The organism is Streptomyces sp. NPDC059989 (assembly GCF_042736975.1).
Taxonomy (GTDB): Bacteria; Actinomycetota; Actinomycetes; order Streptomycetales; family Streptomycetaceae; genus Streptomyces.
Genome location: NZ_JBHWUO010000035.1, coordinates 1 through 24,305 on the forward strand (window position 1 = coordinate 1; position 24,305 = coordinate 24,305).

Below are 24,305 nucleotides of genomic sequence, written 5' to 3' on the forward strand. Positions count from 1 at the left end.
ACCCCAGGCGCTGCGCGCCTGGGAAAGAAACCGCCTCGCTGCGCTCGGCGGAGGTCCGCTTCGCGGACCCAGAGCCGGCCCTGCGGGCCGGGGTTCCTCCGCTTCGCTCCGGAACAGGGAGTTCGGCCGCCTCGCTGCGCTCGGCGGAGGTCCGCTTCGCGGACCCAGAGCCGGCCCTTCGGGCCGGGGTTCCTCCGCTTCGCTCCGGAACTAGAAGTTCCACCGCCTCGCTGCGCTCGGCGGGGCTCCGCTTCGCGGAGCCAGAGCCCCCCTGCGGGCTGGGGGTTCCTCGCCAGCCCTTCGGGCCGGGGTTCCTCCGCTTCGCTCCGGAACAGGGAGTTCGGCCGCCTCGCTGCGCTCGGCGGAGGTCCGCTTCGCGGACCCGAGCCGGCCCTTCGGGCCGGAGTTCTTCCGCTTCGCTCCAGATCCGCGCTTGGCTCCGCGAAGGCTCCGCTTCGCGGAGCCAAGGCCGGCCCTGCGGGCTGGGGGTTCCTCCGCCTCGCTCCGCTCGGCGAAGGTCCGCTTCGAGGGCTCCCGCGCTCCGCGCGGGAGGTGACCCCGTCTCACGGGGACCGGGTCTCTGGACCGTTGGGTGGGTCCGCTCTGCTCCCCCACCCAAAGTCCTTCCGGCTCCGCCTCCAGGAACAAGCCCGCTCTGCGGGCGCCTGCAGCAGGGGCGGTGTCCTGTGGCGGCGGGGCGCGGGCCCCTGTCGAAAGGAAAGCCTTCGCACTCTCGCCACGGTGCTACTAGCGTCTTCAGAGCGGGAGCAGCCACTCCCGCTGGTTTCGAAGCCGTGGCAGAGCGGCCAATTGCGATCGGCGTAGGAAAGGCTCTTCTTACACCGACTGACCGGGTACTGGGCGGGCCTGCCTCCCCCGGTCCGCGGGTTCGAATCCCGCCGGCTCCACAACCCCCTTCGGGCCAAGTCGTGCCTCGACCAGAGCAGGTCTGCTCCGCAAGTGCCAGGGCTCCCGCGCTCCGCGCGGGAGGTGATCCGGTTTCACGGGGTCTGGGGCTTCGGCCTGTTGGTATATCCGCTTCGCCTCCAGGCCGTAGGGCCCGCTCTGCGGGCCAGCTGGCAGCAGGCACGGCGGTCGTGTGGGGCTCGCCTGCGGGTTGGGGAAGGAGAGGGGGCCGCACCATGGCGCGGCCTCTAGCGCGGCACATCGTTCTCCGGCTCTTCGTCCGCTCGGAGCTGCTTAGCGGTGGACATCTAAGAACTTCCCAGCCTGCTGCCAGAAAGTCATCGACCCCTTTCTCTACCCACTGAAGCGCGGTCGTCTTCCTGCCCGGGTCGACGAACCTCGGCTTCACAAGAAACGATGCCGCGCCGTGCGCGACCGAGCACCCGGGACCGGGCGCAGCGGGCCAGCGCCACACCGTCCGCTCCGACACCCCGAACGCTCCCGTCACAACCCGTACATGGCCTGCCGTCAGCCGACGCGTCGCCCGCAATTCCAGCAGCCGGCCCACCGCCGCACCACTCATCTCCATCCGCGCGACTTCAGGAAGTCCACCCCGCTCCCCCACCACGACACCCTGGCTCTATACGCGTCGAAGAGCAGCTTTTCTCCAGCGGTTCGGGAGGTGCCTTGGGGCCGGCGCCGAGCCTGTTGTTCACGAGAACGGGAGGCACCCGGCGGCAAGCCAGAGGGGAACATCCTCGGGCGAATGCGGCGGTGGCTCAGGAGCCGGTAGCGCGAACTGGCAAGAAGGCTGATTCTCCAAGGGACCACAGCAGCCCTGGGGGCGCCGGGGCTGCTGTGGTGATTACGCGTGTGGGATGAGAGCTCGGCGGCCTGGGTGGCCCGCGATCACGCTGCCAGGGGGCGCGCGCGCAGGCGCTGCCAGGCCGCGATGCCCAGGGTGATGCCCCAGATCAGGAAGAGGGCGTACCAGAACAGCCCCCAGGCGGCCTGCGGATGCGCGTCCTTGGCTGCGAAGGCCGGGGCCGAAACCACGCGGTCGGCGGAGAGCAGGTACTGCATCGCGAAGTACGTGAAGCCCCAGAGGGTCATGCCGATCGCGGCGAGTCCCGACGGGACGGCGATGAGGAGGGCCGGGATGCGGCGGCCCCAGGGACGGACCAGGGCGAGGGAGAGCACGGCGCCGAACGCGGCCAGGGCGCCCATCATCCAGTAGCCGATGGCGGCCTCCAGGTTTGCGTGCGGGGCCGTGGCGAAGTCCCCGGGGAACATCGACGAGATACCGGCGCCCCACCAGAAGTGCGGCGCGGCGTATCCCAGGGCCGCGACAGCGGCCACGTAACCGGGCCATGCGGGCTGACGGGCGGGCAGTGAGGTCGCGCTATCGGTCGCCATCAGGTCCTCCGGGATGCTCGGGTTCGGGTGGCGGTCCGATGTCCCCCCGCCGTGAACCAAGCCTCTCCGAACAGCCCCCTCCCGCGGATCCGGCCGCCGCACGATCCCTGCTCCCCTATCCGGGGGAGCAGGGTCCACCGCGGGTACCGGCCTGCCGGCCTTGGCCGTGTCCGGGCGGCAGTGCGGGCCCACACCGCCTGCACCTGCCCGACCTTTGAACCTCGCCCAGACTGGCTGCGGCCCGTCTGGCCGGGGGCACCCGGGTGCCCCTGATGAAGGTGCCGTACGACACCTGCCCCCATGCGCCTCAGGACTGCCGTTCGCCGAATGGTTACTGCAACCGTTCGGCGAACGTGCCATACAGCCTCGCCGGGGTGGTCCTGTCTCTGACCTGGCCTTTTAGGTTCAGAAACAGGTACTTACGGTCTCCTGGCAGGGCCGTGCTGTCTGGGTCGCCTCCGCGGGCTCGCTGTGCTCGACGGGACCAGCCCTGCCAGCCGGAGGATCTCGGGGCCTACCGGGACCAGCCCTGTCACCCACCACGCACGGGCTCGCTGTGCGGGGACAGATTGGCAACAGTGCAGGAGGAAGGATCAGATGGGGCGGACCTGCTGTGCCTGGGGGCCCTTGGGGCCCTGGCCGGTGGTGAACTCCACCCGCTGGTTCTCCTCAAGCGAGCGGAACCCGGACGCATCGATCTCGGAGAAATGTACGAACACGTCCGGAGTACCGTCATCCGGCGAAATGAACCCGAACCCCTTCTCCGCGTTGAACCACTTCACAGTCCCCTGAGCCATGACACGCCTTCCCGATCCGCCCCAGCCCGCGAACACCGCGGCCGGCGGCAACCCGATACTCCCCCCAACCCTCACAGGCAAAACAGCACCCAGGAGTGAACGAGACGAGGGCTCCGGTTTCGCTTTGCTTTACCGGAGCCCACCTCGTTTCACTCAGTCAGGCCCGGGCCTTCGGACTTGGGGATCGCTGCACTCCGTCGGCCGGGATCTGCTGTACGGACTGTTAGAGAATGGCCCCAAGAAGCCCGGCGAGACCACTCAACAGAACATGGACAAGGGCATTGAGGCCGCCGCCTGAAAGCACCACGGTGTGACTTCCCTTCATTCGAAACGGTTCGGCCACACCCCTAACCCAGCTGAGGGATTCGACCTGCACTTTTTATCTGGGATCACCCAATAGGGATCGAAGGAACGATTCCTCTTGACCCATCCAGCCCCTCGCACGCGGGACCGAACCTCCTCGCGGGCCATGGCCAGCCCTCGTGCCGATCAACCTCAACGGTTCCTTCGCCCATGCATCATTTTGATACCCGGATAGACTCGGGAAGAGGAGGACCACCCGGGTCCGGCGTCGTCGGCCAGCACAACCAACCTGCATGGCGGCTGTACAGATTTACTGGCCAGCGAGATCACGATCTGCGGCGCGTAGGGTGTTGATGACGGGTCCGTACTTCGCTACGGCCTCCGGAGACCCGTTCCACCGCGCGTATGCCTCGTTCAGGGCCTCCGCTGTTGACGTCGCACCGCGGGCAAGCAGGTGGCGCACCATCTCCGCCTGTCCGCGAGCAGCCGCCCATTCGAGAGGTGTCCAGTCCTTCATAAGACCGTTGACGTCCGCCCCGCGGTCCAGGAGCAGGTCCACGATTTCGTGGCCTTGGTCTCCGTCCGGCACCACCACCAGCGGCAGCCAGCTCATCTTGCCCTGGGCACAGGTGGGAGCCCCGGCATCGAGCAGGGCGCTCACCACTGCGGTGTGCCCCCGCGTCACCGCTTCGAGTAGCGGCGTCAGTTCTTCGTACTCACCTGTCCGCTGGTGCGGATCTGCCCCTGCGGCAAGGAGGAGACGCACCATCTCGACATGTTCTGTTTGTACCGCGAGCTCCAGCGCGGTGCACCGATCCGTGTTCGGAGCGTCCACCTCGGCGCCCGCATCCAGCAGCCGTGCCACCGCGGCCGTATCGCCGTCCTCCACGGCCCGCGTCAGCTGATTCGCCATGTCCATCCCCTGATCATGTCTGCGCTTCTCTGCTTCCTGTGGGGGTGGGGTTGCCGTCGGTATTGTGCGGGACATGATCAACTCTTATGCGGGGCTTGATGATGCCGAGGTCGCGATAGCTGCGGTGCGGGCCGGGGCGGATGTGGTGCGCGGCATGTACGGCCGCCGGGTCGCCCGTGTCGACAAGGGGGGCGGGGACTTCGCCACTGCTGCCGATGTGGGGGCCGAGAAGGCGATCCTTGGTGTTCTCCGTGCAGCCAGGCCCGATGACGACGTGCTCGGGGAGGAAGGGGGGCGGCAGGGGGCTTCGGGGGCGGAGCGGGAGTGGTTGGTGGATCCCTTGTGCGGGACGCTGAACTACGCCGTCGGGAATATGGCGGTGGCCGTCAACGTGGCGCTGCGCGGTGGGGCGGCGGCCGTGGCCGATCCGTTCAGTGGTGAGGTCTTCTTCACCGACGGTGGGGCCTCGGCCTGGGTGCGCAGTGGTGGGGGCGATGTGCGGCTCGTGCCTTCCTCTGGTAGCGGGCTGGTGGACGTCAATCTGGATCCGCCGTTCCCCAGTGCGCCCGGCTTTCGGGCTGTGGGGCTGCTGGCGCACCCTGGGTTCGTCGAGAGGTTCCGGCCTCGGGTCGTGTCCACGACGTTGGCCTTGGCGTGGGTGGCTGGTGGGAAGCGCGCCGCGTACGCCACCGACGGCGGGGATTTGTCGGGGAGCGTGCATTTTGCTGCCGGCATCGCGTTGTGCCGGGCTGCGGGGTGTGTGGTGACGGGAGTTGACGGCGGCCCGGTCGGGCCGGAGGGGCGTGGGCTCGTCGTGGCCGCCGACGGGGAGACCCATCGGTCGCTCATGTCGATGATTCGCGGCGTGAGGGGGTGAGGCGGCCGGCTCGGATGACCTGGATGGTGATCGCGGCGGTGAGGAGGAGGACCGCGGCGAAGGCCGTGAGGGTTGCGGTGTCCGGGTGGATCAGGGACTGGCCGCGGGCGGCCTGCCAGGTGACGACCGCTACCAGGCCGGAGTAGCCGAGGGCGGCAGTGCCTATCAGGCGGGCTCGGACGCGCTCGTCGCGGAGCCGGGGGTGGCGGGTGGAGAGGGCTATCAGGGCGACGGTGAGGAGGAGGAGCGCCTGGATGCCGTGGAGGGCGAAGAAGTGCGGGACGCGGAAGTCGCCGCCGGTCGTGCTCCAGTTGGTGAGGGGCATGCCGTGGCCGTCGGGGTCGCCGATGCCGTGGCCCTGGTACATCGGGATGTCGGTGCCGTTGGCGTCGGTGACGGTGCGGGGGTGGGTCGCGCCGGCCATCCAGTAGATGGGGATGAGCATGCCGGCGGTGGCGAGGGCGAGGCCGGCGCGGAGTGCCCGGTTCAGGTCCCGGCCGCCTGTGCGCTGGATCAGTACGACTGTCGAGATGAGCAGCTGTGCGATGACGATGACCATGACGCCGAGGGTGAGGACGGGGACCAGGGCCAGGGTGATCGGGTCGCTCTGGTCGGCGTTGAAGTGGCTGAACGTGCCGCGGGCCGCCTGGAGGGTGATGGCGGCGACTTCGGCGGTCGCGGCGAGCGCGAAGACGGTGCCGGTCCAGCGGGCCAGGCGTCTGCCCTTGTTCAGCTTGGTCAGCAGCCAGGCCAGGGTGGCCGTGTAGAGGGTGAAGGCGAAGGCGAACTTCAGGGGCTTGGCCCATACCGACTCGCCGAGGAGGGTCCGGCTGTCGACGGCCATGCCGATGCCGCTCAGGAGCATGAGGGCCGACATGAGGGCTGCGCAGATCAGCAGGGGGCGGTGCCAGGTTCGCCACGCGGTGCGCAGGGTGGAGTGCCCGGTGGGGCGTGCGGGGTCGAGTAGCGATGTCATGGGGGAGCTCCCTGTGATGACTTCCTTTTCGGGTTTAGTGAAAGCTAACTTGCGTTTATTGGATTGGCAACTGATTGGGGCCTACTAACTGGCTTGCTGGTAGGGGTTTTTGGGGTTTGTTGCAATGGGCCTGTTGGTGAACGCAAGCCTTTTGGTGCGGGGTTGCAATGAGCTGGGGGTGAACGTAAGACTGGGTACCCAGCGCGCGATCACAGGAGGTTCCACTCATGCCCGGAGGCAGGCTGACCCACGAGGACCGTCGGAGGATCGCCGAGGGGCTGGGTGAGGGGCTGACCCCCACCGAGATCGCCGGGCGGCTGGGGCGGCCGTTGTCCACCGTCACGCGGGAGGTGGCGCGCAACGGCGGCCCTGACGGATACCAGGCCGATCGGGCGCACTTGGCCACGCAGGAGCGTGCTCGCCGGAGCAGGGTTGCCGCCTCTCCTGGACCGGAGGCTGAGGCTGAGGCGGTGCATGGGCTTGAGGAGCAGTTCACCGCGATCATGGTCGGTACGGGGCTGTCACGGATGACCGCGCGCGTGCTCACCTGCCTGTATCTCACCGACAGTGGCAGTCTGTCGGCCGCCGAGCTCGTGCAGCGGCTGCGGGTCAGTGCCGCGTCCGTGTCCAAGGCGATCGGTGAACTGGAGCGGCAGGAGTTGGTTCGGCGGGAGCGCGACCCGCACCGGCGGCGGGACCGCTACGTCATCGACGCGGACGCCTGGTTCCGGGGCTGGATGGCCAGCGCCCGCCAGAACTCCGCGCTGGCGGACTTCGCCCGAACGGGGGCCCGGACCCTCGGCGCCACCACGCCGGCGGGGGCCCGGCTGCAGGACATCGGGGAGTTCTTCGAGCGCGTCGGGCACGCCATGCTCCAGGCCGCCGAGGAGTGGCGGCGGGAGCAGGCGGCGAGGCCGTAGCCCGTTGGCTCGCCGCCGGGCCGCCGTCGGGGGATTCGAACGGTCTGGGAGCATGGCGGGATGGGACGGATTCGACAGAACGTTGGCTCCGGGTCGCCGTTGGAGCCGGAGATCGGGTTTTCGCGGGCGGTTCGGAAGGGGGAGTACGTGGCGGTCGCCGGTACGGCTCCCATCGGGGATGACGGGGCGACCGTGGGGGTGGGGGACGTCCATGCGCAGACCGTGCGGTGTCTGGACATCGCCGAGCGGGCGTTGGAGGAGGCCGGGGCGTCTTTGGGAGATGTGGTGCGGACGCGCATCATGCTCACCGATGTGACCACGTGGAAGGAGGCCGCACGGGCGCACGGGGAGCGGTTCGCTGCTGTGCGGCCCGTGTTGACGGTCGTCGAGGTGTCCCGGTTCATCGACCCCGAGTGGCTGGTCGAGGTGGAGATCGACGCCGTGGTGGGTTAGGGGTCCCGCTCCTTCCGGGTGGCGCCGTAGGTGAAGGTGCGGGACGGGGGCGCTTGCCTTGTGTTCGGCGGGCGGGCGGAGGGCCGCGCCCTCCGTGTTCCATGGTCGGCGTCGGGCGGGCTGGGTGCGGGCAGTCGGGAGCCGGGGCTCAGGCGAACAGCTCGGCGAGCAGCTCGGGGCCGATGGCGATGGGGGCGGGGCGGTAGGCGGGGGGTTGTGTGCCCATCAGTTCGCGGACCAGGAAGTCCCAGCAGCGCGTGCGGACGTAGGCCAGGCAGTCGATGAACGTGTGCTCGGCGCCGGGGACGATGAGCAGCTCGAAGTCCTTGCCGGCGGCGATGAGCCGGTCGGCGAGCCGCAGGGTGTGGTCGGGGTGGACCTGGTCGTCCATTTCGCCGTGGATGAGGAGGAGTTTGCCCGCCAGCCGGTGTGCGCGGTCCACGTTGGAGGTACGGGCCCAGGCTTCGGGGTCGTCCGCGCCGTCGTAGGTCTCCACGAAGCCCGCGTTGAAGTGGCGGGCGTCGTGCGAGCCGGAGAGGGCGGCTGCGGCCTTGTACACCTCGGGGAAGTCCAGCATCGCGCGCGCTGCGGCGAACCCGCCTCCGGAGTGGCCGAAGGCGCCCACCCGGTCCAGGTCCATCCACGGCCGGGTCTCGGCCAGTTGGCGGAGGGCCGCGACGTGGTCGGCCAGGTTGCCGGCGTCGGCCAGGTGGCCGTAGGAGGCGTCGTGGAAGGACTTGCTGCGGCCGGGGGTGCCCCGTCCGTCGAGTGCCACCACTGCGAAGCCCAGGGCTGCGAGGGGTTCCGCGTCGAGGCCCATGCCGCCGGGGTCGAAGCACGGGGCGACCCGGGTGACCTGCGGGCCGGGGTAGAGGTTGTCCACCACCGGGTAGCGCCGGGCGGGGTCGAAGCCCCGGGGGTGGTAGAGGATTCCGTAGATGTCCGTCACCCCGTCGGCCGCCTTGACGCGGAAGCGTTCCGGCGGCGTCCAGCCGGTGGCGGTGAGCTTGCCGATGTCGGCGCGCTCCAGCTCGACCAGGACCTGTCCGGACCAGTCGCGGACCGTCGTCACCGGCGGGGTGTCGACCGTGGACGCGGAGTCGATGAAGTACTCCTGGTGGTCGGGGAGGGTGATGACGTGGTCCAGGTCGTCTTCGGTGATCCTGGTGAAGCCGGAGCCGTCCAGGCGGGCCCGGCACACCGTGCGCCGGTAGGGGTCCTCCTCGACCAGGCCGGAGGCGGTGAAGTACACCGTGCGGTCGGCCTCGTCGACGTGCAGGATCTGGCGCACCGCCCACGGTCCGGAGGTGACCTGCCCGAGCAGTGCGCCGGTGCGCAGGTCGTAGCGGTACAGGTGGCCCCAGCCGTCGCGCTGCGAGTACCACAGCACCTCGTCGGCCAGGATCCGGACGATCGGCGGTTCGTACAGCCACTGGTTGGGCTCGACCCGGGTGGTCCCGGTTTCGCTGAGGAGCGTCGTGACCTCGCCGGTGGCCGGGTCCAGCCGGTGCAGGGTGAGCGTACGCAGGTCGCGGGGCCGGGCGAGGTAGTACACCGCCGAGCCGTCCGGGGCCCACCACGCCCACTTGGCCGTGATCGGCGACAGCTGCGGCATGAGCAGCGGCTCGGTCTGCGCGCGGACGACCGTGCCCGCGGCGACGTCCAGTACGACGAGCTCGGCCTGCGGGAGGTTCTCGTCTCCGGCGTAGGCGTACCGCTGGGTGTGCGGGCGGGGCGCGCTGCCGTCGGCGGGCCTGGCCTCCACGAGGTGGGTCTGCCGGACGCCGCGCTCATCGGTCCGGTGGGCGAGGACCTTCGTCGAGTCCGGCGACCAGGCCACCGCGGGCGGCAGGTGCGGCAGGCCTATCTTGCGCAGCAGGGTGGCGTTGCTCGTGGAGTCCGGGCCGGAGCCGTACCGGTGGTCGGGCTCGCCGTCGGTGGTCAGGGGCCACTCGCGGCCGTCGGACAGGGAGCGGGCCCACAGGTCGTGCCCGCGCTGGGACACCGCGGTCTTCTGGTCGGGTGACAGCACGTCGAGGGGGTTGCCGGGCGGCGTGAACTCGGCCCGCTCGCAGGTGTAGTCGTCCAGGCGGCAGCGCCAGTACTCACCGAGCGCGGCGAACTCCACGGCGTTCCCGGCAAGTTCGATGGCCATGAACGGCAAGGCCTCGGGGTCTACCTGCTGCCCGGAGGCGGCGGCCAGTGCGGTGGCGAGCCGGGCGTGGTCGAAGGCCGGCTCGCGGGTGCCCGCCGCCGGGTCGACCCGTACGAACCGCCTGCCGACGCCGTTGCTCACCGCGTAGAGGAAGCGGGCGCCTCCGTCGATCCACTGCGGCCTGACCTTGTCGCCGGTGACGAGCTCGCCGGGGCGGGCGGGGCGGCGGAGGAGCTGCTCCGCAGCCTGGTAGTCCTGCGTGGTGCTCATTCTTTGTGTGTCCGTCCTTGGTGGGGGGAGTTGGTTGTTCAGAGGCTGCGGGCGGTGACGTTGCCGTAGGCGGTGGTCGCGTGGATGTTCAGGCCTGCGGTGGCGCCGTCGGTGTTGGTGAGCGCGTTGAGGACCCGGCCGTAGGCGGTGCCGGCGTCCAGGGAGGCGGAGACGCCGCGGGCGGCACCGACCGCGATCTCGCCGTACTCGGTGCGCAGGGTGACCGTGCCGCCCATCGCCTCGGCGATGTTCAGGTCGCCCTTCTGGGTGCTGATCTCCGCCGAGCCGCCCAGACGGCCGACCGCAACGTCACCGGCCTGGAGGGTGAGGCGGGCACCCGCCGTCTCGTCGAGCTTGACCCTGCCCTGCGCGGCCTCGAAGGTGACATCGCCGAGGCGCCCGACACCCCGAAGCTCGGCGCTCGCGGCCTTCGCCTCGACGCGGGAGCCGGCCGGCAGCTGGACGGTGACCTCCACGAAGCCGGAGTTGCCGAGGATCCGGTTCTTCGCCGGAGCGGCCGCGATCCGCAGCACCCCGTCGGCGTACTCGACCGTGGTCTGCTCGGCCGCCGTCACGTCCCGGCCGCTCGAAGCGTTCGCGGGCCGGATCTCGACCGTGGTGTCGGCGCGGTCGGCGGCGATGAACCGGATCTGTCCGGCGGGGATGTCCAGGACGGCGGAGATCGGGGCGGTGGTGTCGAACTTCTGCATGGTCTTTTCCTTCGGCTCGCTGTTTCTGATGAGAGAAACGCTACGTTGCATTCGAGGATCCGACAACAGAATCGTTGCGCAAGAACAGCATTATCGCAGGTCAGAGCTCTGAAATCGTTGCAGTGGTTCTCTGGATTAATGCAACGGAGGCCGTGCGGACGTTGCAATAGATTGAGAGTGAACGCTATGCCGGAGCGTCAGACCCTGTCGGGGCGGGCTTCGTGGCAGGAGGTTGCAGGGGGCTGCCGCCGCAACGTCCTGACAGGACGGAAGCTGCCACGGTGGCCAATTCGGTCCGAGACTGGACCCCCGGAAAGCAACCAAACGGGGGGTGCCATGGAGTTCCGGATTCTGGGCCCGGTGGAGGTCCACAGAGACGGGGAACGTGTTCTGCTGTCGGGTGCGAAGGTCAAGACCGTGCTGGCCGCGCTGCTGCTGGCCAAAGGGCGGATGGTCTCCGACGCCCGGCTGAGCCACCTGTTGTGGGGGTGGAACCCGCCGGCCACGATGAGCGCACAGATCTACACGTACATTTCGCGCCTGCGGACGCAGCTCGGCGACAGCGTGAGCATCGTTCGGCAGCTGCCGGGCTACGCGATGGACACCGGGAACGCCCGGGTGGACTTCCTGGAGTTCGAGCGGCTGGCCCGGCTCGGCGCGGAGGCGCAGGAGGCCGGCGACCTGGAACGCGCCCAGGCGCAGCTTCGGGACGCGCTGGAGCTGTGGCGGGGGCCCGCCCTGTCGAACGTGGCGGAGTTCCTGGCCGACACCGAGCTGCCGAGGCTGGAGGAGGCGCGGGCCGCCGCGACGGAGAACCGCATCGAGGTGGACCTGGCGCTCGGCCGGCACCGTCGGGTGGTGCCGGAGCTGACGGCGCTGGTCGCCGAGTTCCCGGTGCGCGAGCGGATGCGGGCGCAGCTGATGAAGGCCCTGTACCGGGACGGCCGGCAGGCCGACGCGCTGACCACGTACCACGAGGGGCGCCGGGTCCTGGCCGAGGAGCTGGGAGTGGATCCGGGCGCGGAGCTGGCGGCGGCCTACCAGGCGGTGCTGACCGGCGAGCCGATTCCGGACACGCCGGCCGGGCCGCCGACCGCCGTGCTCGCGCCGCCGGCGATGCTGCCGCCGGACATCCCGGACTTCACCGGTCGTGAGGCGGAGCTCGCCGAGCTGCGCCGGCTGCTGCCGTCGGCCGAGGGCCGCTCCTGGCACGCGCGGCGGTTCCTGCTGACGGGCATGGCGGGGTGCGGGAAGACGGCGCTCGCGGTACGGGCGGCCAACGACTGCCTGGACGCCTTCCCCGACGGCCAGCTGTACGTGAACCTGAGCCACCCCGACGGCTCGCCGCAGGATCCCCGGGACGTGCTGGTCGCCCTGTTGCGGGCGCTCGGCGAGCCGGTGGGTGCGGCCGAACCGGACCTGGACGAGCTGATCCGGCTGTACCGGACCCGGACCGCCCGGCGCCGGCTGCTGATCCTCCTGGACAACGCGGTCAACGAACTGCAGTTGGCGCCGCTGCTGCCGGGAGCCCCGGAGCCCGCGGTGCTGATCACCAGCCGGACCGCACTGGGGCCGATCGGCGGGCTGCACACCATCGTGCTGGGGTCGCTCGGGACCGAGGAGAGCTTCCGGATGCTGTGCGCGTCGGTGGACCCGGCGCGGATCGCGGCCGAGCCGCAGGCCGCGCGGGAGATCGTCCGGCACTGTGCGGGGCTGCCGTTGGCCCTGCGGATCGTCGCGACCCGGCTGGCCTCTCGGCCGGGTGCCTCGCTGGGGCGGCTCGCGAGCCGGCTGGCGGACCCGCGGATCCGGCTGCGGGAGCTGCAGGCGCGGGGGCTTTCGGTCCCCCGCAGCCTGGGAGTCTCGCTGCGCCGGCTGGGTCTGGAGCACAGGGAGTTGCTGATGCTCCTGCCCCGGTTGGGGCAGGAGGTGTTCTCCGCGCAGTCGGCGGCCCGGGAGCTCGGGCTGGAGGCGGCCACGGTGGAGGAGGGCCTGGAGGCCCTGGTGGACGACGGGCTGCTGACCGTCTCGGACGAGCCGGGCATGCTGGTGTACCGACTCCACGAGCTGTTGCGGCTGTTCGCCGGGACGGGCTACGCCTTCGAGGAATCGGCGGCCTGAGGACCGGCGCGCCGGGCCGGGCCGCGAGCGCGCGCGTCACCCTGCGGGGAGCGCCGCGGGCACGCGGCCCGGCCCCGCGGCGGCCGGCTCGGCGAGCGGGACCACGGCGGTGCCGGGTCCGGCCGGATCGATCAGCAGGACCGGTCCGGTGCTCTCGGGTTCCCGGGCCAGGGCCGCGTACCGGTCCGGGCCGATCGGAAGGTCCCGTACCGTCCACAGCTCCGGGCCGCGGGCCTCGACGTGCCGGACCTCCACCGGTCCTGGCAGGTGGGGCTGCACGTCGATGGTCCTCAGATCGGCCACGACACCGACGCCGTTCGCCTTGACCACTGCCTCCTTGCGGGTCCACGCCCGGTAGAACGCGGCGGTGCGCGCGCGGTCGTCGGGCAGCAGCGCGAGGTGGCGCAGCTCGGCGCGGGACATGACGACGAGCGAGGTGCTGCGGATGTCGTCCAGGACGCGCGCGGTCTCCAGGTCCACCCCGATCGGGCGCTCGGCGGCGACCGCGAGCAGCCAGTGCGGGCCGGAGCGGGACAGGTTGAAGTCGAGCCCGGTGCGCGGGAAGAGCAGTCGGGGGCGGCCGTGGGCGGGGTCGGGGCAGCGCGGGCAGGGCCACCGGCCCATGCGCAGTTCCCGGGGGTCGGCGCCGAGGTAGCCGGCGAGGATGCGGCGGACCTCGGCGTGGGCGTGGGCGTACCAGGTGCCGACGGGTGCGGGGCGGCCGAGGGCGATGGCACGCTCCTCCGGCGAGAGCAGGGCGAGCGCCCCCGGATCGGGTTCGTCCGGGGCCTCGCCCTGCCAGACGTGGACGGCGTCGGTCTCGTGCAGGGTTCGATAAGAGGCATCGTGCATGGGGCGGCTTCCTGACGGGATCGGGGCGGGGGCCATCAGTCGGACATGGCCATACAGATACGTCGGCGGCCGGTGAAGGGGCGGCGTCCGTGGGCCAGTGCCACGTTGTCGAGGAGCATCAGGTCGCCCCGGTTCCACTCGATGTCCACGGCGCGGGCGAAGCCCCGGTCGGAGATCTGGAGCACGTATTCCTGGGGGATCGGGGAGCCGTCGCTGAAGGTGACGTTCCGGGGCGGCACGTCGCCCGGGAGGATCCGGGCCAGCGCGTCGCCGGTGTCGTCGCCGTGGCCGGGCGGATACCACCGGTGGGCCTGGTTGAACCACACCTCGGCGCCGGTGACCGGGTGCAGGACGGTGGCGGGTCGGATCTGCGCGACCTGGATGCCGCCGTCGGCCTTCCAGGACCACTCGGCTCCGGTGCAGTCGAGGAAGACCTCGACCTCCTCGCGGTGGGTGGTTCCGAAGGCGTCCTGCCAGCTCTCGCCGAGGCCGGGGCCGTCGTGCAGGTACCGCACGTAGCGGACGCCCGGTGCGAACCGTTCGCGCAGCTCGGGCTCCAGGGCGGCGAGCCAGCGCTCGCCGTCGACGACCACGGTGGCGCCGCCGGTGGTGGAGGCGGTGTGACAGTAGAGGGCGAGCCGGGTCGGCCAGGCGTGGCTGTGGCTCATCTCGTTGTGCGGCTGGACGGTGACGTGGGGCCGGTCCTCGGCCGCGGTCCGCAGGCCGCCGCCGATCCGGTCGCGCCGGGCGGGCCGGCGGGCGGGCCCGGCCCGGTCGGGAAGCACGAGGCCGAGGATGTCGTCGAGCGTGTCCGAGGTGATGTCGAAACCGCGGAAGACGACGGCCTTCTCCTCCGTGAGGAGGTCGGTCAACTCCCCCGGCCCCATGGCCTCCAGTCGTTCGACGAGCTCCTCCGGGCCGCCGATTCCCTCTGGGTCGATTTCCAGAGGGGTCCAGTCCTCCATCGCCATACCGGCCTTTCTCCAACGTCCGACGGGTGACGAGCTGCCGAGCCGGGGTCCGAGGCCCGTGCCGGGCGGCCGGACCCCGATCGGCCGGCCGGTGGGAGGGGAAGGGAGCGTGCGCGGGCCGTCTGGGCAGTGCCCCATCGAATGCCGAGCGCCTACGGCGTTCCTATGCCCCGGCCCGCACCCCCGGCGTGCCGCGGTCCGGCCCCGGTGCGCGTACTCCTGCGAGTGCGCCGCCGGAGGGACCGGACCAGGACCGTTCGGGTACGTGCCGACCGTCCGACGGTAGCGCCGGCTCCTTCGGGATCTCTCTCAGAGCCCTCGGCGCCGGCTCGTGGAACGGTCGAGACCGCCTGGGCCCATATAGGCGACGTGTAGGGGGCGCGGGGAGCTTGGTCCGCCGGCGATGTGGCGGGAAACGCCACTCGGCGAGTCGGCCGGACGACGGTGGCGAGGGCGCGGAGGACCGGAAGGACACGGTACGGCGATCCGCTCCCGTCGTGGCACGCCGGAGCGCCGCCGTCCGACGGACGGGCCCGTTCTCCGTCGTCCCTTCTGTCCTGTGAGGTTCTCGTGAACACGACCGCCACCGCCGTCCGCTTCGACCGACGCCGCTTCCGGGAGGTGCTCGGCCGGTTCTGCACGGGGGTGACGATCATCTCCGCCGTCGACGAGGGCCGGCCGGTCGGATTCGCCTGTCAGTCCTTCGCCTCGCTCTCCCTGGATCCGCCGCTGGTGTCCTTCGCGGTGGCCGAGACCTCGACGACCGGGCCGCGCATCGAGCGGGCGGGGTCGTTCTGCGCGACCGTACTGGGCGCGGACCAGGCCGAACTGTGCCGGGGGTTCGGGCAGAGCGGCGCCGACAAGTTCGCCGGGGTGGCCTGGAGCCCGGCCGCAGGGACGGGTTCGCCGCGGATCGGCGGTGGTCTGGCCTGGGTGGACTGCCGCATCGAGTCCGTGATCCCGGCCGGCGACCACCGGATCGTCGTGGGCCGGGTGGTGGACCTGACCGTGAGCGACGCCGCCGAGGACGCCGGTCCGCTCCTGTTCTACCGGGGCGGGTTCCTGCGTTCCCCGGAGGTACGGGGCCGGGCCGTCTGAGGCCGGCCGGCCGTCATGTGACCGCGCCGGCGCGCGGTTTGCTTTCCGGGCCGGCGGGCTCCCCGTCCCGCGACAGGAGGTCGGCGAGGGCGTGGTCGGATTCGCTGTCGACGCCCGAGAACGGGACCTCGTCGAGCCAGCCGAGGCGGTCCGCGCGCAATCCGGCCTGGAAGCGGCTCTTGGCCCCGAGCCTCCCCATGAGGTCGGCGGTGATCCGCCGGCCGGTGCGCACCGAGACGCCGAGTTTGCGGGCCACCCCCTCGTCGGTGAGCCCCTCGCCGAGAAGCCGGAGGACGGCCCTCTCCTGGCTGGTCAGCCCCTGGGAGTCGGTGCTGGTCCGCTGTCTGCGGGCGGTGGTGATGGGGGCGGCTCTCTCCCAGACGAGTTGGAAGAGCTCGGAGAGGCTGGCCAGCAGGCCGCGCCCGCGGAAGAGGTGGGCCCCGGTCCCGCTGTCTTCGGGGTCCATGGGCAGGATCGCCGCCTCCCCGTCGAAGATGATCATGCGGGTGGGCAGGGAGGCCACCGTACGGACGTCGCTGCCCAACTCGACGAGCCACCGGGCGTGTTCCAGCGTGGCGGGGTCGTTGTAGATGCTGTCCAGGTAGATGGTGCGGACGTCGACCCCGCGCTCCCGGAGGGACTCGCTGAGCGGCCGGCTGGCCTTGCGGTTCTCCGAGGTCTGGTGTCCGCCGGGGGCCAGGGTGACCAGGCTCCGCTCGCAGGCGAGGGTGAGCTCCTCGATGCGGTCGCGGATCTGGTCGATGCCCTCCAGCCGTTCGACCTCGCTGCGCCGGCGCTGGTTGCGGGAGGCGGAGAACTCCTCCATCAGCCGGGCGACCTCCACCCGGGTCTCGGCCATCTCGCGCTGCCGGGCCAGCAGGGCCGATTCCTGACGGGCCAGCAGGGCCTGGAGCGCGACATCGGGACTGATCGCCCGCAGCTGGCCGGGAACCTCCCAGGACAGCCGGATCAGCCCCAGCCGGACGCACTCGTCCAGGGCGTCACGGACGGTATCGATCGGACGGTCGACCAACTGCGTCAATTCTTCGATCGATCCACACGAATTCAGCAATGAGGCCCGATAAATCTCTGTTGCGTCCACACTCAACCCAATGGGCTCCAGCACGTGTCCCCCATACCCGTCGTCGGGAATCCCCGACCCAAGTCCTCCACGGCGCCGCGCAGTGTAACACGTACTCGCGAGTAAAAGGATCACCCCTCCCCGATCCGTCGGGGAGGGGTGATCTCGGTGTCAATTGCTCAAGAGGTCATCCGGAGATGCCCGCCGGGGGAATCTGCCAGCCAGGCTCGGGGATCACCGTGGGGAGGATGTCCCCGACCACGGGCGTCGGGGTCTGCCAGCCCGGCTCCTGCTCGTCGGCGAAGGCGGTGCCCGCGGCCGTCGGCGCGGCGAGCAGAACGACGATACCGGCGATGATGACGGAAACCTTCTGGAAGAATACTGCGGACTTCATTTCCGAACTCCCCCAATGTCTTTCGTACTCTGATCGCCCCACACTTACGGATACGCACCGTGTTCTCATCGGCGGTCTTCCGATCGGTGTCGGCGTGTTTCCACGAGAATGATTCTGGCCATCGGTTTCGGCTCTCCGCCAGGTAAAGCAAGCGTCAACCTGTTGCGATGGCATCAAACTGACAGCACCGGCGCCGACGGCCCGCGGCGTCCCCCGCCCGGGCGGCCCCGCCCCCGGGCCCCGGGGGTCCGGCGCCCGCACGGCCGCCGGGCGGGGACGGCGCCGTAGGAATGCTGTAGACGGGCGTCCGAGGCTCTCACCGACCGCAGTTCCGCGCGCACTTGTGAGGTGTCACCGTGGCCAATCCGTTCGAGAACGACGAGGCGTCGTACTACGTGCTCGTCAACGACGAGGGTCAGCACTCGCTGTGGCCGGCGTTCGCCGAGATCCCAGCGGGCTGGCGGGCCGTGCACGGGGAGGATTCCCGTACCGCCTGCCTCGCGTACGTCGAGGAGAGCTGGACCGACATGCGCCCGCTCAGCCTGGTCCGGGCGATGGCGGGCGACGCGGCCTGATCCGCGCACGGGAAAGGGGGCCGCGGCGGGATCACCACCGCGGCCCCCTTCCTTTGCGTCCGCGCCGTGTCGCCCGGCACGGGGTGGCGCCGGGCGACACGGGCGACGTGTCAGGCGGCCTGCGGACGCCGCTCGTCCAGCTCGCCCGCGATGTACTTCGCCAACTGGGCGACGGTCGGGTAGTCCCAGACGGCGGTGGGGTCGAGGGCGATGCCGAGCCGGTCCTCCACGTCGGCGGTGAAGGCCACCACCGCTATGGAGTCGAGGCCGTACTCGCCGAGCTCCCGGTACGGGTCGATGGTCTCGGTGAGGTCCGGCAGGTACTCGGCGACCCGCTCGACGAGCCATGCCTCCAGGTCGGCCGGAACGGTGGGGTCAAAACCGGGCGTGGTCACGGGATTCTCCTCGGGTCGTGAAGGAACACAGGGACGAAGGGACAGAGGGGCGAGGGTGTGTGTGTGGGGGGGGGATGTGGGGCGGGGCATGGGGGCGGGCGTGCCCGCCCCTACGCGTAGGGGCGGGCGGCGAGGCCGAAGGAGAGCCGGCGGTCGTCGCGGTCCACGAGCTCCTCGACGAGCGCCCCCTCCACCTCCGACGGGAGGTCGACGGGGGCCGCCGACTCGCATCCGGCGAGCCGGGTGAGCGCGGCGGCCAGCCATTCGGGCCGAGACAGGAAGTCACCGGCCGGCGCGTGGCGGTGGACCCCGAGGCACGCGGCGGCGGCGAGCGCCACCGTGTAGCGGGCCACGAGCTCGCGCACGGCGACGTCGGCGGAGATCGACAGGTCCCGGGGCCGCAGGGCGGCGCCGGCGTCGGCGAGCTCGTCGAGGCGTCGTACGTGTTCTTCCACGAGCGGCCGGACCGCCGGCGGGAGGTCCTCGTCGAGGGCCGCGCGGAGCGAGGCCGCGAGCGGCTCCCGGCCGCCCGCGACCAGCCGCAGTCCGGGCAGGTCCAGCGGGGGCAGCTCGGCCTCGGCGGTGAACAGGGCGGCGGGCGCCGGGGCGGGGCTCCGGCGTGCCCGGCCGACCAGGCCGGGCAGTTGGGGCAGCAGGGCGGACAGGCAGGCCGCGCGGGCGATGTGGCCGAAGCCGATGGGTTTGACGTCCCGGGCGAGCTTCTGGAACACGGCGTGCTCGCCGTCGCGGCGGTAGAACTCCGAGCCCATGACCAGGGAGAGCCGCTCAACGGCGTCCAGGAGCATCCCGGAGACCAGGTACTTCACCGCCGGCGCGTGGACGCTGCCGGATTCGGGGCGCAGGTGCAGGCCGCGGGCCGCGGTGCGGGAGAACGCCTCGCAGATCAGCAGGTCCGCGAAGGCCTCGGCCAGCGTGGTGCGCACCATCGGGATGGCGGCGGCCTCCCGGCCGTAGAGCCGGCGGCGGCGGGTGTGGTGCAGGGTGACGCGCAGGGCGGTGTCGAGCAGGCCGGTGCTCATGGCGGGCAGGGCGATGCGGGTCACCTGAAAGGCGCGGGCCGCGGTTTCGACGCCGGTGCCCGGGGCGCCGAGCAGCACGTCGGCGGGGACCTGCAGGTCGGTCACCTCCATGCCGCCCAGGCGCACCCCGCGCATGCCGACGGAGCGGAACCTCGGCAGGAAGCGCACGTGCCGGGGGTCGAGCCGGGCGGCGGGCAGGAAGAGCTGGGAGCGGGACCGGGGCCCGCCGCCCGGGTCGGTGCGGGCCAGGACCACGAGGGCGTCGGCCCGGTCGAGGTTGGCGATGGTCTCCTTGCGGCCGCGCAGGCGCAGGCCTGCGCCGGTCGGGTCGGCCGCGAACTCGGCGGCGCCGATGTCGTTGCCGTGGGCGAGTTCGTGGAAGGCGCAGGCGATCTTGCGGCCGTCGAGGAGCAGGTCGGCGGCGGCCCTCTGCTGCTCGGGCGAGCCGGCGGTCCAGACGTTGACGCCGGCGAGGAGTTGGCCTGCGCAGTGGCCCAGGCCCAGGGCCGGATCGCGGCGGTAGACCGAGCGCATCAGCTCGATCATGTGGTCGGCCCGGGCGAACCGGCCGCCGAGCCCCTCCGGGACGAACTCGGCGAGGATGCCGAACCCGTCGAGGGCGGCCCCGGCGGCCGGCGCGGTCTCCTCGCGTTCGTCGGCGGCCACGGTCGCGGCGAAGCCGGTGGGGTTGGCCTCGTCCCAGGGGTCGCCGAGCAGTTTCTCCAGGTGGTCCGTACGGGACCGGAAGTCGATCATGCGGGCACCTCCACCGATGCGTCTTCGTCGAGCACGGTGACGTGGGCGCCGGCCTCGCCCACCAGGAGCGCGCCGAGCCGGTCGTACACGGCCGCGGCCTCGGGCGGCCGGGTGCCCAGGTTCTCCAGGACCAGGGCGAGGCAGCCGCGCAGCCACAGCCCGTCCCGCCACCAGGGACGGTCGTGGTGCCGGGGCCGGGCGCTGAACAGGGCGAGCGCGGCGGCGCCGGCGAAGCACCACTCGTAGCGTTCGGCGAGCCGCATGGCGGCGGTGCTCGGGGGACCGCCGGTGGGGCGGATGCCGGCGAGGTCCGCGCCCAGGCGCTCGTACTCGGCCAGGAGCGAGCGGGCCAGGCGGACGGTCTCGGCGGTCGCGTCGGACTGCGGGCCGGAGGCGAGATCGGCCACCAGGCCGGGCAGGGAGCCGAGGACGGAGTCGCGGGGGGCCATCAGCCGCAGCCGGCGCGGGTCGAAGGGGGCGGGCCGGTGCTCCTCGCGCAGCCAGTCGGCGGGCGGCGCCGAGGCGGAGCCGCCGGTCCGCCGGCCGGGCCGCAGCAGCGGCAGGGCCGCGGCCAGACCCGCCCGGTTGACCCAGGTGCTGCCGTCGAAGAGGGGGACGACCTGGTGGTCGCGTTCCACCTTGGCGAAGACCCCGTACCCCTCGACCCCGGTGAGGAAGCCGCGGGCGCCGAGCAGGTCCCCGATCAGGCGCAGTTGGCCCTGGACCAGGCCGGGGACGGACGCCTTGGCGACGGCGGAGACCACGCTCAGTTCCTCGGGCACCTCGTGGGCGGCGCGGGCGGCGGTGTGGGAGAGGGCCTCGGCCAGGAACTGGCGGGTGACGGACCGGCCGGCGACGGACCGGGCGTGGGGCAGGTCGGCCAGCTGCCGTCCGTAGAGCCGGCGTTCGCCGAGGTAGCGGCGGAGCAGGGCCAGGCCGTGGTCGCCGGCGCCCAGGGACAGGGCGACACAGATGATCCGGGTGAGCTGGAGGGCCTTGAGGACGAGTTCGAGGCCGCCGCCCACGGTGCCGACGAGGGCGTGGGCGGGGACTCTCGCGTCCAGGAACTCGACGCCGCTGATGTCGGCGCCCCGGATGCCGTGGGTGGGCAGCTTGGGCAGGGGCCGGACGGTGTCGGCGGCGGTGGAGCGCTTGTCGATCAGGAAGACGGTGAACCCGCGCGCCCCGCCGGCCGGGTCGGTGCGGGCCAGGACGCACATGAGGTTGCCCCGGGTGGCGTTGTTCACCGGCCACTTGCGGCCGTTCAGGCGCCAGCCGGAGCCGTGGCGGGTCGCGGTGAGGGAGCCGGCGAGCAGGTCGCTGCCGCCGCCGGGCTCGGTGAGCCCCCAGGCCACGGGCTCGCCGGCGAGGACGTGCCGGGCGAGCAGCGCGGCGGGCCCCTCGGAGCCCGCGGCCCACACGCAGGCGCCTCCGAGGAAGGTCTTGCCGTGGCCCACGGCCACCGTCAGGTCGACGGCGGCGATCCCGCGCAGCAGGGCGTGGACCTCGTCCAGCCGGTCCAGGCGGCCCCCGTGCCGGACCGGTACGTAGTACTCGGGCAGGCCCCAGCCGTCGAGGGCGGCGCACGCCTCGGCGGGGAAGGTCTCGGCCTCGTCGTGGGCGGCGAGGAGGTCGGTGTCGAAGGGGCCGCCCGGCCGGGACCACCCGGTGAGCCGGGTGTCGAGGTCGGACGTCCTCATCCGCGTTCCCCCGCCGCGGTGGCGAGGGCCGGCTCGGCCGCCGCGTAGCCGTCGGCCCACAGGGGTTCGAGTTCGCCGTTGGCGAAGAGGGCGCGCATGGTGGCCCGCTGGATCTTTCCGCTGGTGGTGCGGCGGACCGCGCCGCGCCGCATGAGGAGCACGGAGTCGGCGCGCAGGCCGAACTCGCGGGCCACGGTGTTGCGCATGCTCGCGGCGAGGCGGGCGAGTTCCTCGTCGGCGGAGCGGCGGCGGACCTCGTGGATGACCACGAGGCGTCCCTCGGTGTCCAGGCCGGTGGGGACGGTGACGACGGAGCCGACGGTGTCGCGCAGCTCCTCGTGCTGCTGGCGCAGTTCGTGCTCGATGTCGTGGGGGTAGATGTTGCGGCCCCGGACGATCATCATCTCCTTGATGCGTCCGGTGACGTACACCTCGCCGTCCACGAGGGTGCCGAGGTCTCCGGTGCGCATCCAGCCGCCCTGGTCCTCGGGGTCGTCGGCGAGGTGGCGGCCGAAGGTGGCCTCGGTGGCCTCGGCGTTGCGCCAGTAGCCGTCGACCACCAGGGGGCCGCGCAGCCAGATCTCGCCCACCGTGCCGGGCGGGAGGGCCCGGCCGGTCGCCGGGTCGACGATCTGCGCGTCGAGCTCGCGGGGCTCACCGCAGCTGACCAGGGCGCGTCCGGTGCCTTCGGCGGCGGGGACCACCCGGCCCTGTTCCAGCTCGGCGGGGTCGCAGTTCAGGACGACGGGGACCCGGTTGGAGGTGGTCGAGATGAGCAGGGTGGTCTCGGCCATGCCGTAGCAGGGGGTGATCTGTTCGGGGCGCAGGCCGGCGGCGGCGAAGCGGGCGCCGAAGTCCGCGAGGACGCTCGCCTTGACCGGTTCCGATCCGCTGATGGTCTGCGACCAGCGGGAGAGGTCGAGGTCGGCGATCTGGTCCTCGGGGACGCGGGTGAGGCACAGCTCGAAGGCGAAGTTGGGGGCGGCGGACAGGCCGATGTCGAAGTGGTCGATCAGCTCCAGCCAGGCGCGGGGGCGGCGCAGGAAGGCGGCCGGGGTCATCAGGGCGATGCCGTGGCCGACGAGGAGCGGGGACAGGATGTGTCCCATCAGGCCCATGTCGTGGTAGTTGGGCAGCCAGCCGCCGTAGCGCTGTCCTTCGAGGACGGGCAGGTAGGTGTCGATCGCGGCCGCGTTGACGAGGAGGTTGGCGTGGGTGACGCGGCTGCCCTTGGGGTCGTTGGTGGAGCCCGAGGTGTACTGGAGCAGGGCCAGGTCGGAGCGGCCGGCGGCGTGGGGCGTGAACGGTTCGTCGAGCGGGGCCGGGTCGACGTCCGGGATGAGCACCGGGACGTCCAGCTGCTGCTCCTCGGCCCAGGCCGTCACGTCGGCCAGCTCGTCCGGGGCGGTGAGCACGCAGCTCACCTCGGCGTCGCGGGCGATGCCGCGGACGCGGCGCTGGTCCTGCTTGTAGCGGCCGGGCATCGAGGACGGTACGGGGACCAGGCCGGCGTAGAAGCAGCCGAGTACGGAGACGACGAACTCGGCGGAGTTCGGCTGGAGGAGCAGCACGCGGTCGCCGGGGCGGCAGGAGCGCAGCAGCTCGCGGGCGCAGACGCGGGCCGCCCGGTCCAGGTGTTCGTAGGTCAGCCACTGGGCGGTGGCGGGGTCGGAGGGGTCGCGCACGATCGCGACGGCGCGGTAGTCGCCGCGCGCGCGGGCGTGCTCCGTGAAGATCTCGACGACGTTCGTGGCGCCGGACAGGTCAACCATGCTGCGCGTACTCCTGTGTCGTGGGGTCGGGGCCGGCCCGGAGCGCCGGGTCACGCGGATCGGTGGGCGGCGGGGCGACGGGCGGGGAGCCAGGGGGTGAGCACGTCGAGGACGGGCTGCTCGTCGGTGAGGTAGAAGTGGCCGCCGGGCAGGGTGCGGGTGCTGAAGGCGCCGCCCGCGCAGGCGCGCCAGCGGGGCAGGTCCTCGGGGCCGACGTCGGGGTCGGTGGTGCCGCCGAGGGCGAGCAGGGGGGCGCGGACGGGCTCGGGCGTGGTCCGCCGGTAGCGGCCGACGACGCCGAAGTCGGCCCGGATGGAGGGCAGGACCAGGTCGAGGAGCTCGGGGGCGGCCAGCAGGTCCTCGAAGGAGTCGTTCAGGCCGCGGAGTTCCTCGATGAGCTCGGCGTCGCCCAGTTCGTGCCGGTCGTGTTCCTCCCGGTGGTGGGGGGCGCGCGAGCCGGAGACGGCGAGCAGGTCCACGACCTGCCCGTGGCGGCGTTCGAGTTCGAGCGTCACCTCGTAGGCGACGATGGCGCCCATGCTGTGGCCGAACAGGGCCAGGGGTTCGCCGAGGAAGGGCTCCAGCGCGTCGGCGACCGGGCCGACCAGGTCGTCCATGCTGGTGGGGGCGGGTTCGCCGAGCCGGTCCTGGCGGCCGGGGTACTGCACGGCGTGCACCTCGACGTCGGACGGCAGGCCCGTGGGCCAGGTGCGGTACGCGTGCGCGGTGCCGCCGGCGTGTGGGGCGCACACGAGCCGGCACCGGGGCCGGGCCACCCTGCGGAATTCCCTGAGCCACCGTGTTTGCGTACGCAGGTCCGGAACGGTCACTGTCATCGCCTCCCATCGCGCTTG

Annotated in this window: 21 protein-coding genes and 1 tRNA gene; 7 read left to right on the plus strand and 15 right to left on the minus strand. The window is 71.9% G+C overall.

The annotated features are described in order from the left end of the window. Positions 1-788 precede the first annotated feature (788 nt). Positions 789-908, plus strand: a tRNA-OTHER gene (locus ACFWBN_RS27285). Positions 909-1,815: 907 nt separating this feature from the next. On the opposite strand, the gene ACFWBN_RS27290 is transcribed toward ACFWBN_RS27285, so the two are convergent. From ACFWBN_RS27290 to ACFWBN_RS27300, 3 genes are all read right to left on the minus strand, one after another. Continuing rightward, positions 1,816-2,322, minus strand: coding sequence for a DUF3995 domain-containing protein (locus ACFWBN_RS27290; RefSeq protein WP_385180169.1), 507 nt, complete (start codon positions 2,320-2,322; stop codon positions 1,816-1,818). Between the two features lie 593 nt (positions 2,323-2,915). Next, positions 2,916-3,119, minus strand: coding sequence for a cold-shock protein (locus ACFWBN_RS27295; protein WP_030832902.1), 204 nt, complete (start codon positions 3,117-3,119; stop codon positions 2,916-2,918). A 613-nt stretch (positions 3,120-3,732) separates the two neighbouring features. Further along, entirely contained in the window at positions 3,733-4,341 is a 609-nt protein-coding gene (locus ACFWBN_RS27300; protein ID WP_385180174.1) for an ankyrin repeat domain-containing protein, read from the minus strand. A gap of 67 nt (positions 4,342-4,408) precedes the next feature. Here ACFWBN_RS27300 and ACFWBN_RS27305 point away from each other — a divergent pair, with 67 nt between their 5' ends. After that, positions 4,409-5,212, plus strand: coding sequence for an inositol monophosphatase family protein (locus ACFWBN_RS27305; protein ID WP_385180178.1), 804 nt, complete (start codon positions 4,409-4,411; stop codon positions 5,210-5,212). On the opposite strand, the gene ACFWBN_RS27310 is transcribed toward ACFWBN_RS27305, so the two are convergent. Beyond that, positions 5,181-6,188 (minus strand): hypothetical protein, encoded by a 1,008-nt coding sequence (locus ACFWBN_RS27310; RefSeq protein WP_385180181.1) that lies wholly within the window; start codon positions 6,186-6,188, stop codon positions 5,181-5,183. The genes ACFWBN_RS27305 and ACFWBN_RS27310 overlap by 32 nt on opposite strands. A gap of 227 nt (positions 6,189-6,415) precedes the next feature. On the opposite strand from ACFWBN_RS27310, the gene ACFWBN_RS27315 reads away from it, so the two are divergent. Both ACFWBN_RS27315 and ACFWBN_RS27320 read left to right on the plus strand, forming a co-directional pair. Then, on the plus strand, positions 6,416-7,108 hold the full coding sequence (locus ACFWBN_RS27315) for a MarR family transcriptional regulator (protein WP_385180184.1): 693 nt from the start codon (positions 6,416-6,418) through the stop codon (positions 7,106-7,108). A gap of 60 nt (positions 7,109-7,168) precedes the next feature. Further along, positions 7,169-7,561 (plus strand): RidA family protein, encoded by a 393-nt coding sequence (locus tag ACFWBN_RS27320; RefSeq protein ID WP_385180187.1) that lies wholly within the window; start codon positions 7,169-7,171, stop codon positions 7,559-7,561. Positions 7,562-7,709: 148 nt separating this feature from the next. On the opposite strand, the gene ACFWBN_RS27325 is transcribed toward ACFWBN_RS27320, so the two are convergent. After that, on the minus strand, positions 7,710-9,986 hold the full coding sequence (locus ACFWBN_RS27325) for a DPP IV N-terminal domain-containing protein (RefSeq protein ID WP_385180190.1): 2,277 nt from the start codon (positions 9,984-9,986) through the stop codon (positions 7,710-7,712). 38 nt (positions 9,987-10,024) lie between these two features. After that, positions 10,025-10,696 carry a DUF4097 family beta strand repeat-containing protein gene (locus tag ACFWBN_RS27330; protein ID WP_385180192.1) on the minus strand — a complete coding sequence of 224 codons (672 nt, stop codon included), beginning with the start codon at positions 10,694-10,696 and terminating at the stop codon, positions 10,025-10,027. A gap of 360 nt (positions 10,697-11,056) precedes the next feature. On the opposite strand from ACFWBN_RS27330, the gene ACFWBN_RS27335 reads away from it, so the two are divergent. After that, positions 11,057-12,817 carry a BTAD domain-containing putative transcriptional regulator gene (locus ACFWBN_RS27335; protein ID WP_385180194.1) on the plus strand — a complete coding sequence of 587 codons (1,761 nt, stop codon included), beginning with the start codon at positions 11,057-11,059 and terminating at the stop codon, positions 12,815-12,817. A 36-nt stretch (positions 12,818-12,853) separates the two neighbouring features. Here ACFWBN_RS27335 and ACFWBN_RS27340 read toward each other — a convergent pair whose 3' ends face one another. Both ACFWBN_RS27340 and ACFWBN_RS27345 read right to left on the minus strand, forming a co-directional pair. Next, complete coding sequence (locus ACFWBN_RS27340; RefSeq protein ID WP_385180197.1) at positions 12,854-13,669, minus strand: 4'-phosphopantetheinyl transferase family protein; 816 nt, start codon at positions 13,667-13,669, stop codon at positions 12,854-12,856. Between the two features lie 35 nt (positions 13,670-13,704). Beyond that, positions 13,705-14,640, minus strand: a complete 936-nt coding sequence (locus ACFWBN_RS27345) for a TauD/TfdA family dioxygenase (RefSeq protein WP_385180200.1) — start codon at positions 14,638-14,640, stop codon at positions 13,705-13,707. A gap of 570 nt (positions 14,641-15,210) precedes the next feature. Here ACFWBN_RS27345 and ACFWBN_RS27350 point away from each other — a divergent pair. After that, positions 15,211-15,738, plus strand: coding sequence for a flavin reductase family protein (locus tag ACFWBN_RS27350; protein ID WP_385180203.1), 528 nt, complete (start codon positions 15,211-15,213; stop codon positions 15,736-15,738). Positions 15,739-15,751: 13 nt separating this feature from the next. Here ACFWBN_RS27350 and ACFWBN_RS27355 read toward each other — a convergent pair whose 3' ends face one another. Both ACFWBN_RS27355 and ACFWBN_RS27360 read right to left on the minus strand, forming a co-directional pair. Then, the gene (locus ACFWBN_RS27355) at positions 15,752-16,771 is read right to left on the minus strand and encodes a LuxR C-terminal-related transcriptional regulator (RefSeq protein ID WP_385180206.1); all 1,020 of its coding nucleotides are present in this window, start codon (positions 16,769-16,771) and stop codon (positions 15,752-15,754) included. Between the two features lie 235 nt (positions 16,772-17,006). Further along, positions 17,007-17,213, minus strand: a complete 207-nt coding sequence (locus ACFWBN_RS27360) for a hypothetical protein (RefSeq protein WP_385180209.1) — start codon at positions 17,211-17,213, stop codon at positions 17,007-17,009. A 356-nt stretch (positions 17,214-17,569) separates the two neighbouring features. Here ACFWBN_RS27360 and ACFWBN_RS27365 point away from each other — a divergent pair, with 356 nt between their 5' ends. Further along, on the plus strand, positions 17,570-17,788 hold the full coding sequence (locus ACFWBN_RS27365; RefSeq protein ID WP_385180212.1) for an MbtH family protein: 219 nt from the start codon (positions 17,570-17,572) through the stop codon (positions 17,786-17,788). Positions 17,789-17,898: 110 nt separating this feature from the next. Here the strand turns inward: ACFWBN_RS27365 and ACFWBN_RS27370 are convergent, their stop codons facing one another. From ACFWBN_RS27370 to ACFWBN_RS27390, 5 genes are all read right to left on the minus strand, one after another. Further along, positions 17,899-18,183 (minus strand): acyl carrier protein, encoded by a 285-nt coding sequence (locus ACFWBN_RS27370; RefSeq protein WP_385180215.1) that lies wholly within the window; start codon positions 18,181-18,183, stop codon positions 17,899-17,901. Positions 18,184-18,293: 110 nt separating this feature from the next. Next, positions 18,294-19,979 (minus strand): acyl-CoA dehydrogenase, encoded by a 1,686-nt coding sequence (locus tag ACFWBN_RS27375; RefSeq protein WP_385180218.1) that lies wholly within the window; start codon positions 19,977-19,979, stop codon positions 18,294-18,296. Beyond that, positions 19,976-21,679: an acyl-CoA dehydrogenase family protein gene (locus tag ACFWBN_RS27380; RefSeq protein WP_385180221.1), complete on the minus strand. Its 1,704-nt coding sequence runs from the start codon at positions 21,677-21,679 to the stop codon at positions 19,976-19,978. The genes ACFWBN_RS27375 and ACFWBN_RS27380 overlap by 4 nt, the downstream gene beginning before the upstream one ends. Beyond that, entirely contained in the window at positions 21,676-23,451 is a 1,776-nt protein-coding gene (locus ACFWBN_RS27385; protein WP_385180224.1) for a fatty acyl-AMP ligase, read from the minus strand. Before ACFWBN_RS27385 ends, ACFWBN_RS27380 begins: the two co-directional genes overlap by 4 nt. Positions 23,452-23,501: 50 nt before the next feature. Continuing rightward, the gene (locus tag ACFWBN_RS27390) at positions 23,502-24,203 is read right to left on the minus strand and encodes a thioesterase II family protein (RefSeq protein WP_385180227.1); all 702 of its coding nucleotides are present in this window, start codon (positions 24,201-24,203) and stop codon (positions 23,502-23,504) included. Positions 24,204-24,305: the final 102 nt, after the last annotated feature.

Bases quoted from the DNA above. Each gene is read 5' to 3' on its own strand.
- ACFWBN_RS27330 (WP_385180192.1), bottom strand. From the start codon at position 10,696: ATGCAGAAGTTCGACACCACCGCCCCGATCTCCGCCGTCCTGGACATC.
- ACFWBN_RS27380 (WP_385180221.1), bottom strand. From the start codon at position 21,679: ATGAGGACGTCCGACCTCGACACCCGGCTCACCGGGTGGTCCCGGCCG.
- ACFWBN_RS27345 (WP_385180200.1), bottom strand. From the start codon at position 14,640: ATGGCGATGGAGGACTGGACCCCTCTGGAAATCGACCCAGAGGGAATC.
- ACFWBN_RS27290 (WP_385180169.1), bottom strand. From the start codon at position 2,322: ATGGCGACCGATAGCGCGACCTCACTGCCCGCCCGTCAGCCCGCATGG.
- ACFWBN_RS27320 (WP_385180187.1), top strand. From the start codon at position 7,169: ATGGGACGGATTCGACAGAACGTTGGCTCCGGGTCGCCGTTGGAGCCG.
- ACFWBN_RS27375 (WP_385180218.1), bottom strand. From the start codon at position 19,979: ATGATCGACTTCCGGTCCCGTACGGACCACCTGGAGAAACTGCTCGGC.
- ACFWBN_RS27325 (WP_385180190.1), bottom strand. From the start codon at position 9,986: ATGAGCACCACGCAGGACTACCAGGCTGCGGAGCAGCTCCTCCGCCGC.
- ACFWBN_RS27300 (WP_385180174.1), bottom strand. From the start codon at position 4,341: ATGGACATGGCGAATCAGCTGACGCGGGCCGTGGAGGACGGCGATACG.
- ACFWBN_RS27315 (WP_385180184.1), top strand. From the start codon at position 6,416: ATGCCCGGAGGCAGGCTGACCCACGAGGACCGTCGGAGGATCGCCGAG.
- ACFWBN_RS27310 (WP_385180181.1), bottom strand. From the start codon at position 6,188: ATGACATCGCTACTCGACCCCGCACGCCCCACCGGGCACTCCACCCTG.
- ACFWBN_RS27295 (WP_030832902.1), bottom strand. From the start codon at position 3,119: ATGGCTCAGGGGACTGTGAAGTGGTTCAACGCGGAGAAGGGGTTCGGG.
- ACFWBN_RS27385 (WP_385180224.1), bottom strand. From the start codon at position 23,451: ATGGTTGACCTGTCCGGCGCCACGAACGTCGTCGAGATCTTCACGGAG.
- ACFWBN_RS27360 (WP_385180209.1), bottom strand. From the start codon at position 17,213: ATGAAGTCCGCAGTATTCTTCCAGAAGGTTTCCGTCATCATCGCCGGT.
- ACFWBN_RS27340 (WP_385180197.1), bottom strand. From the start codon at position 13,669: ATGCACGATGCCTCTTATCGAACCCTGCACGAGACCGACGCCGTCCAC.
- ACFWBN_RS27305 (WP_385180178.1), top strand. From the start codon at position 4,409: ATGATCAACTCTTATGCGGGGCTTGATGATGCCGAGGTCGCGATAGCT.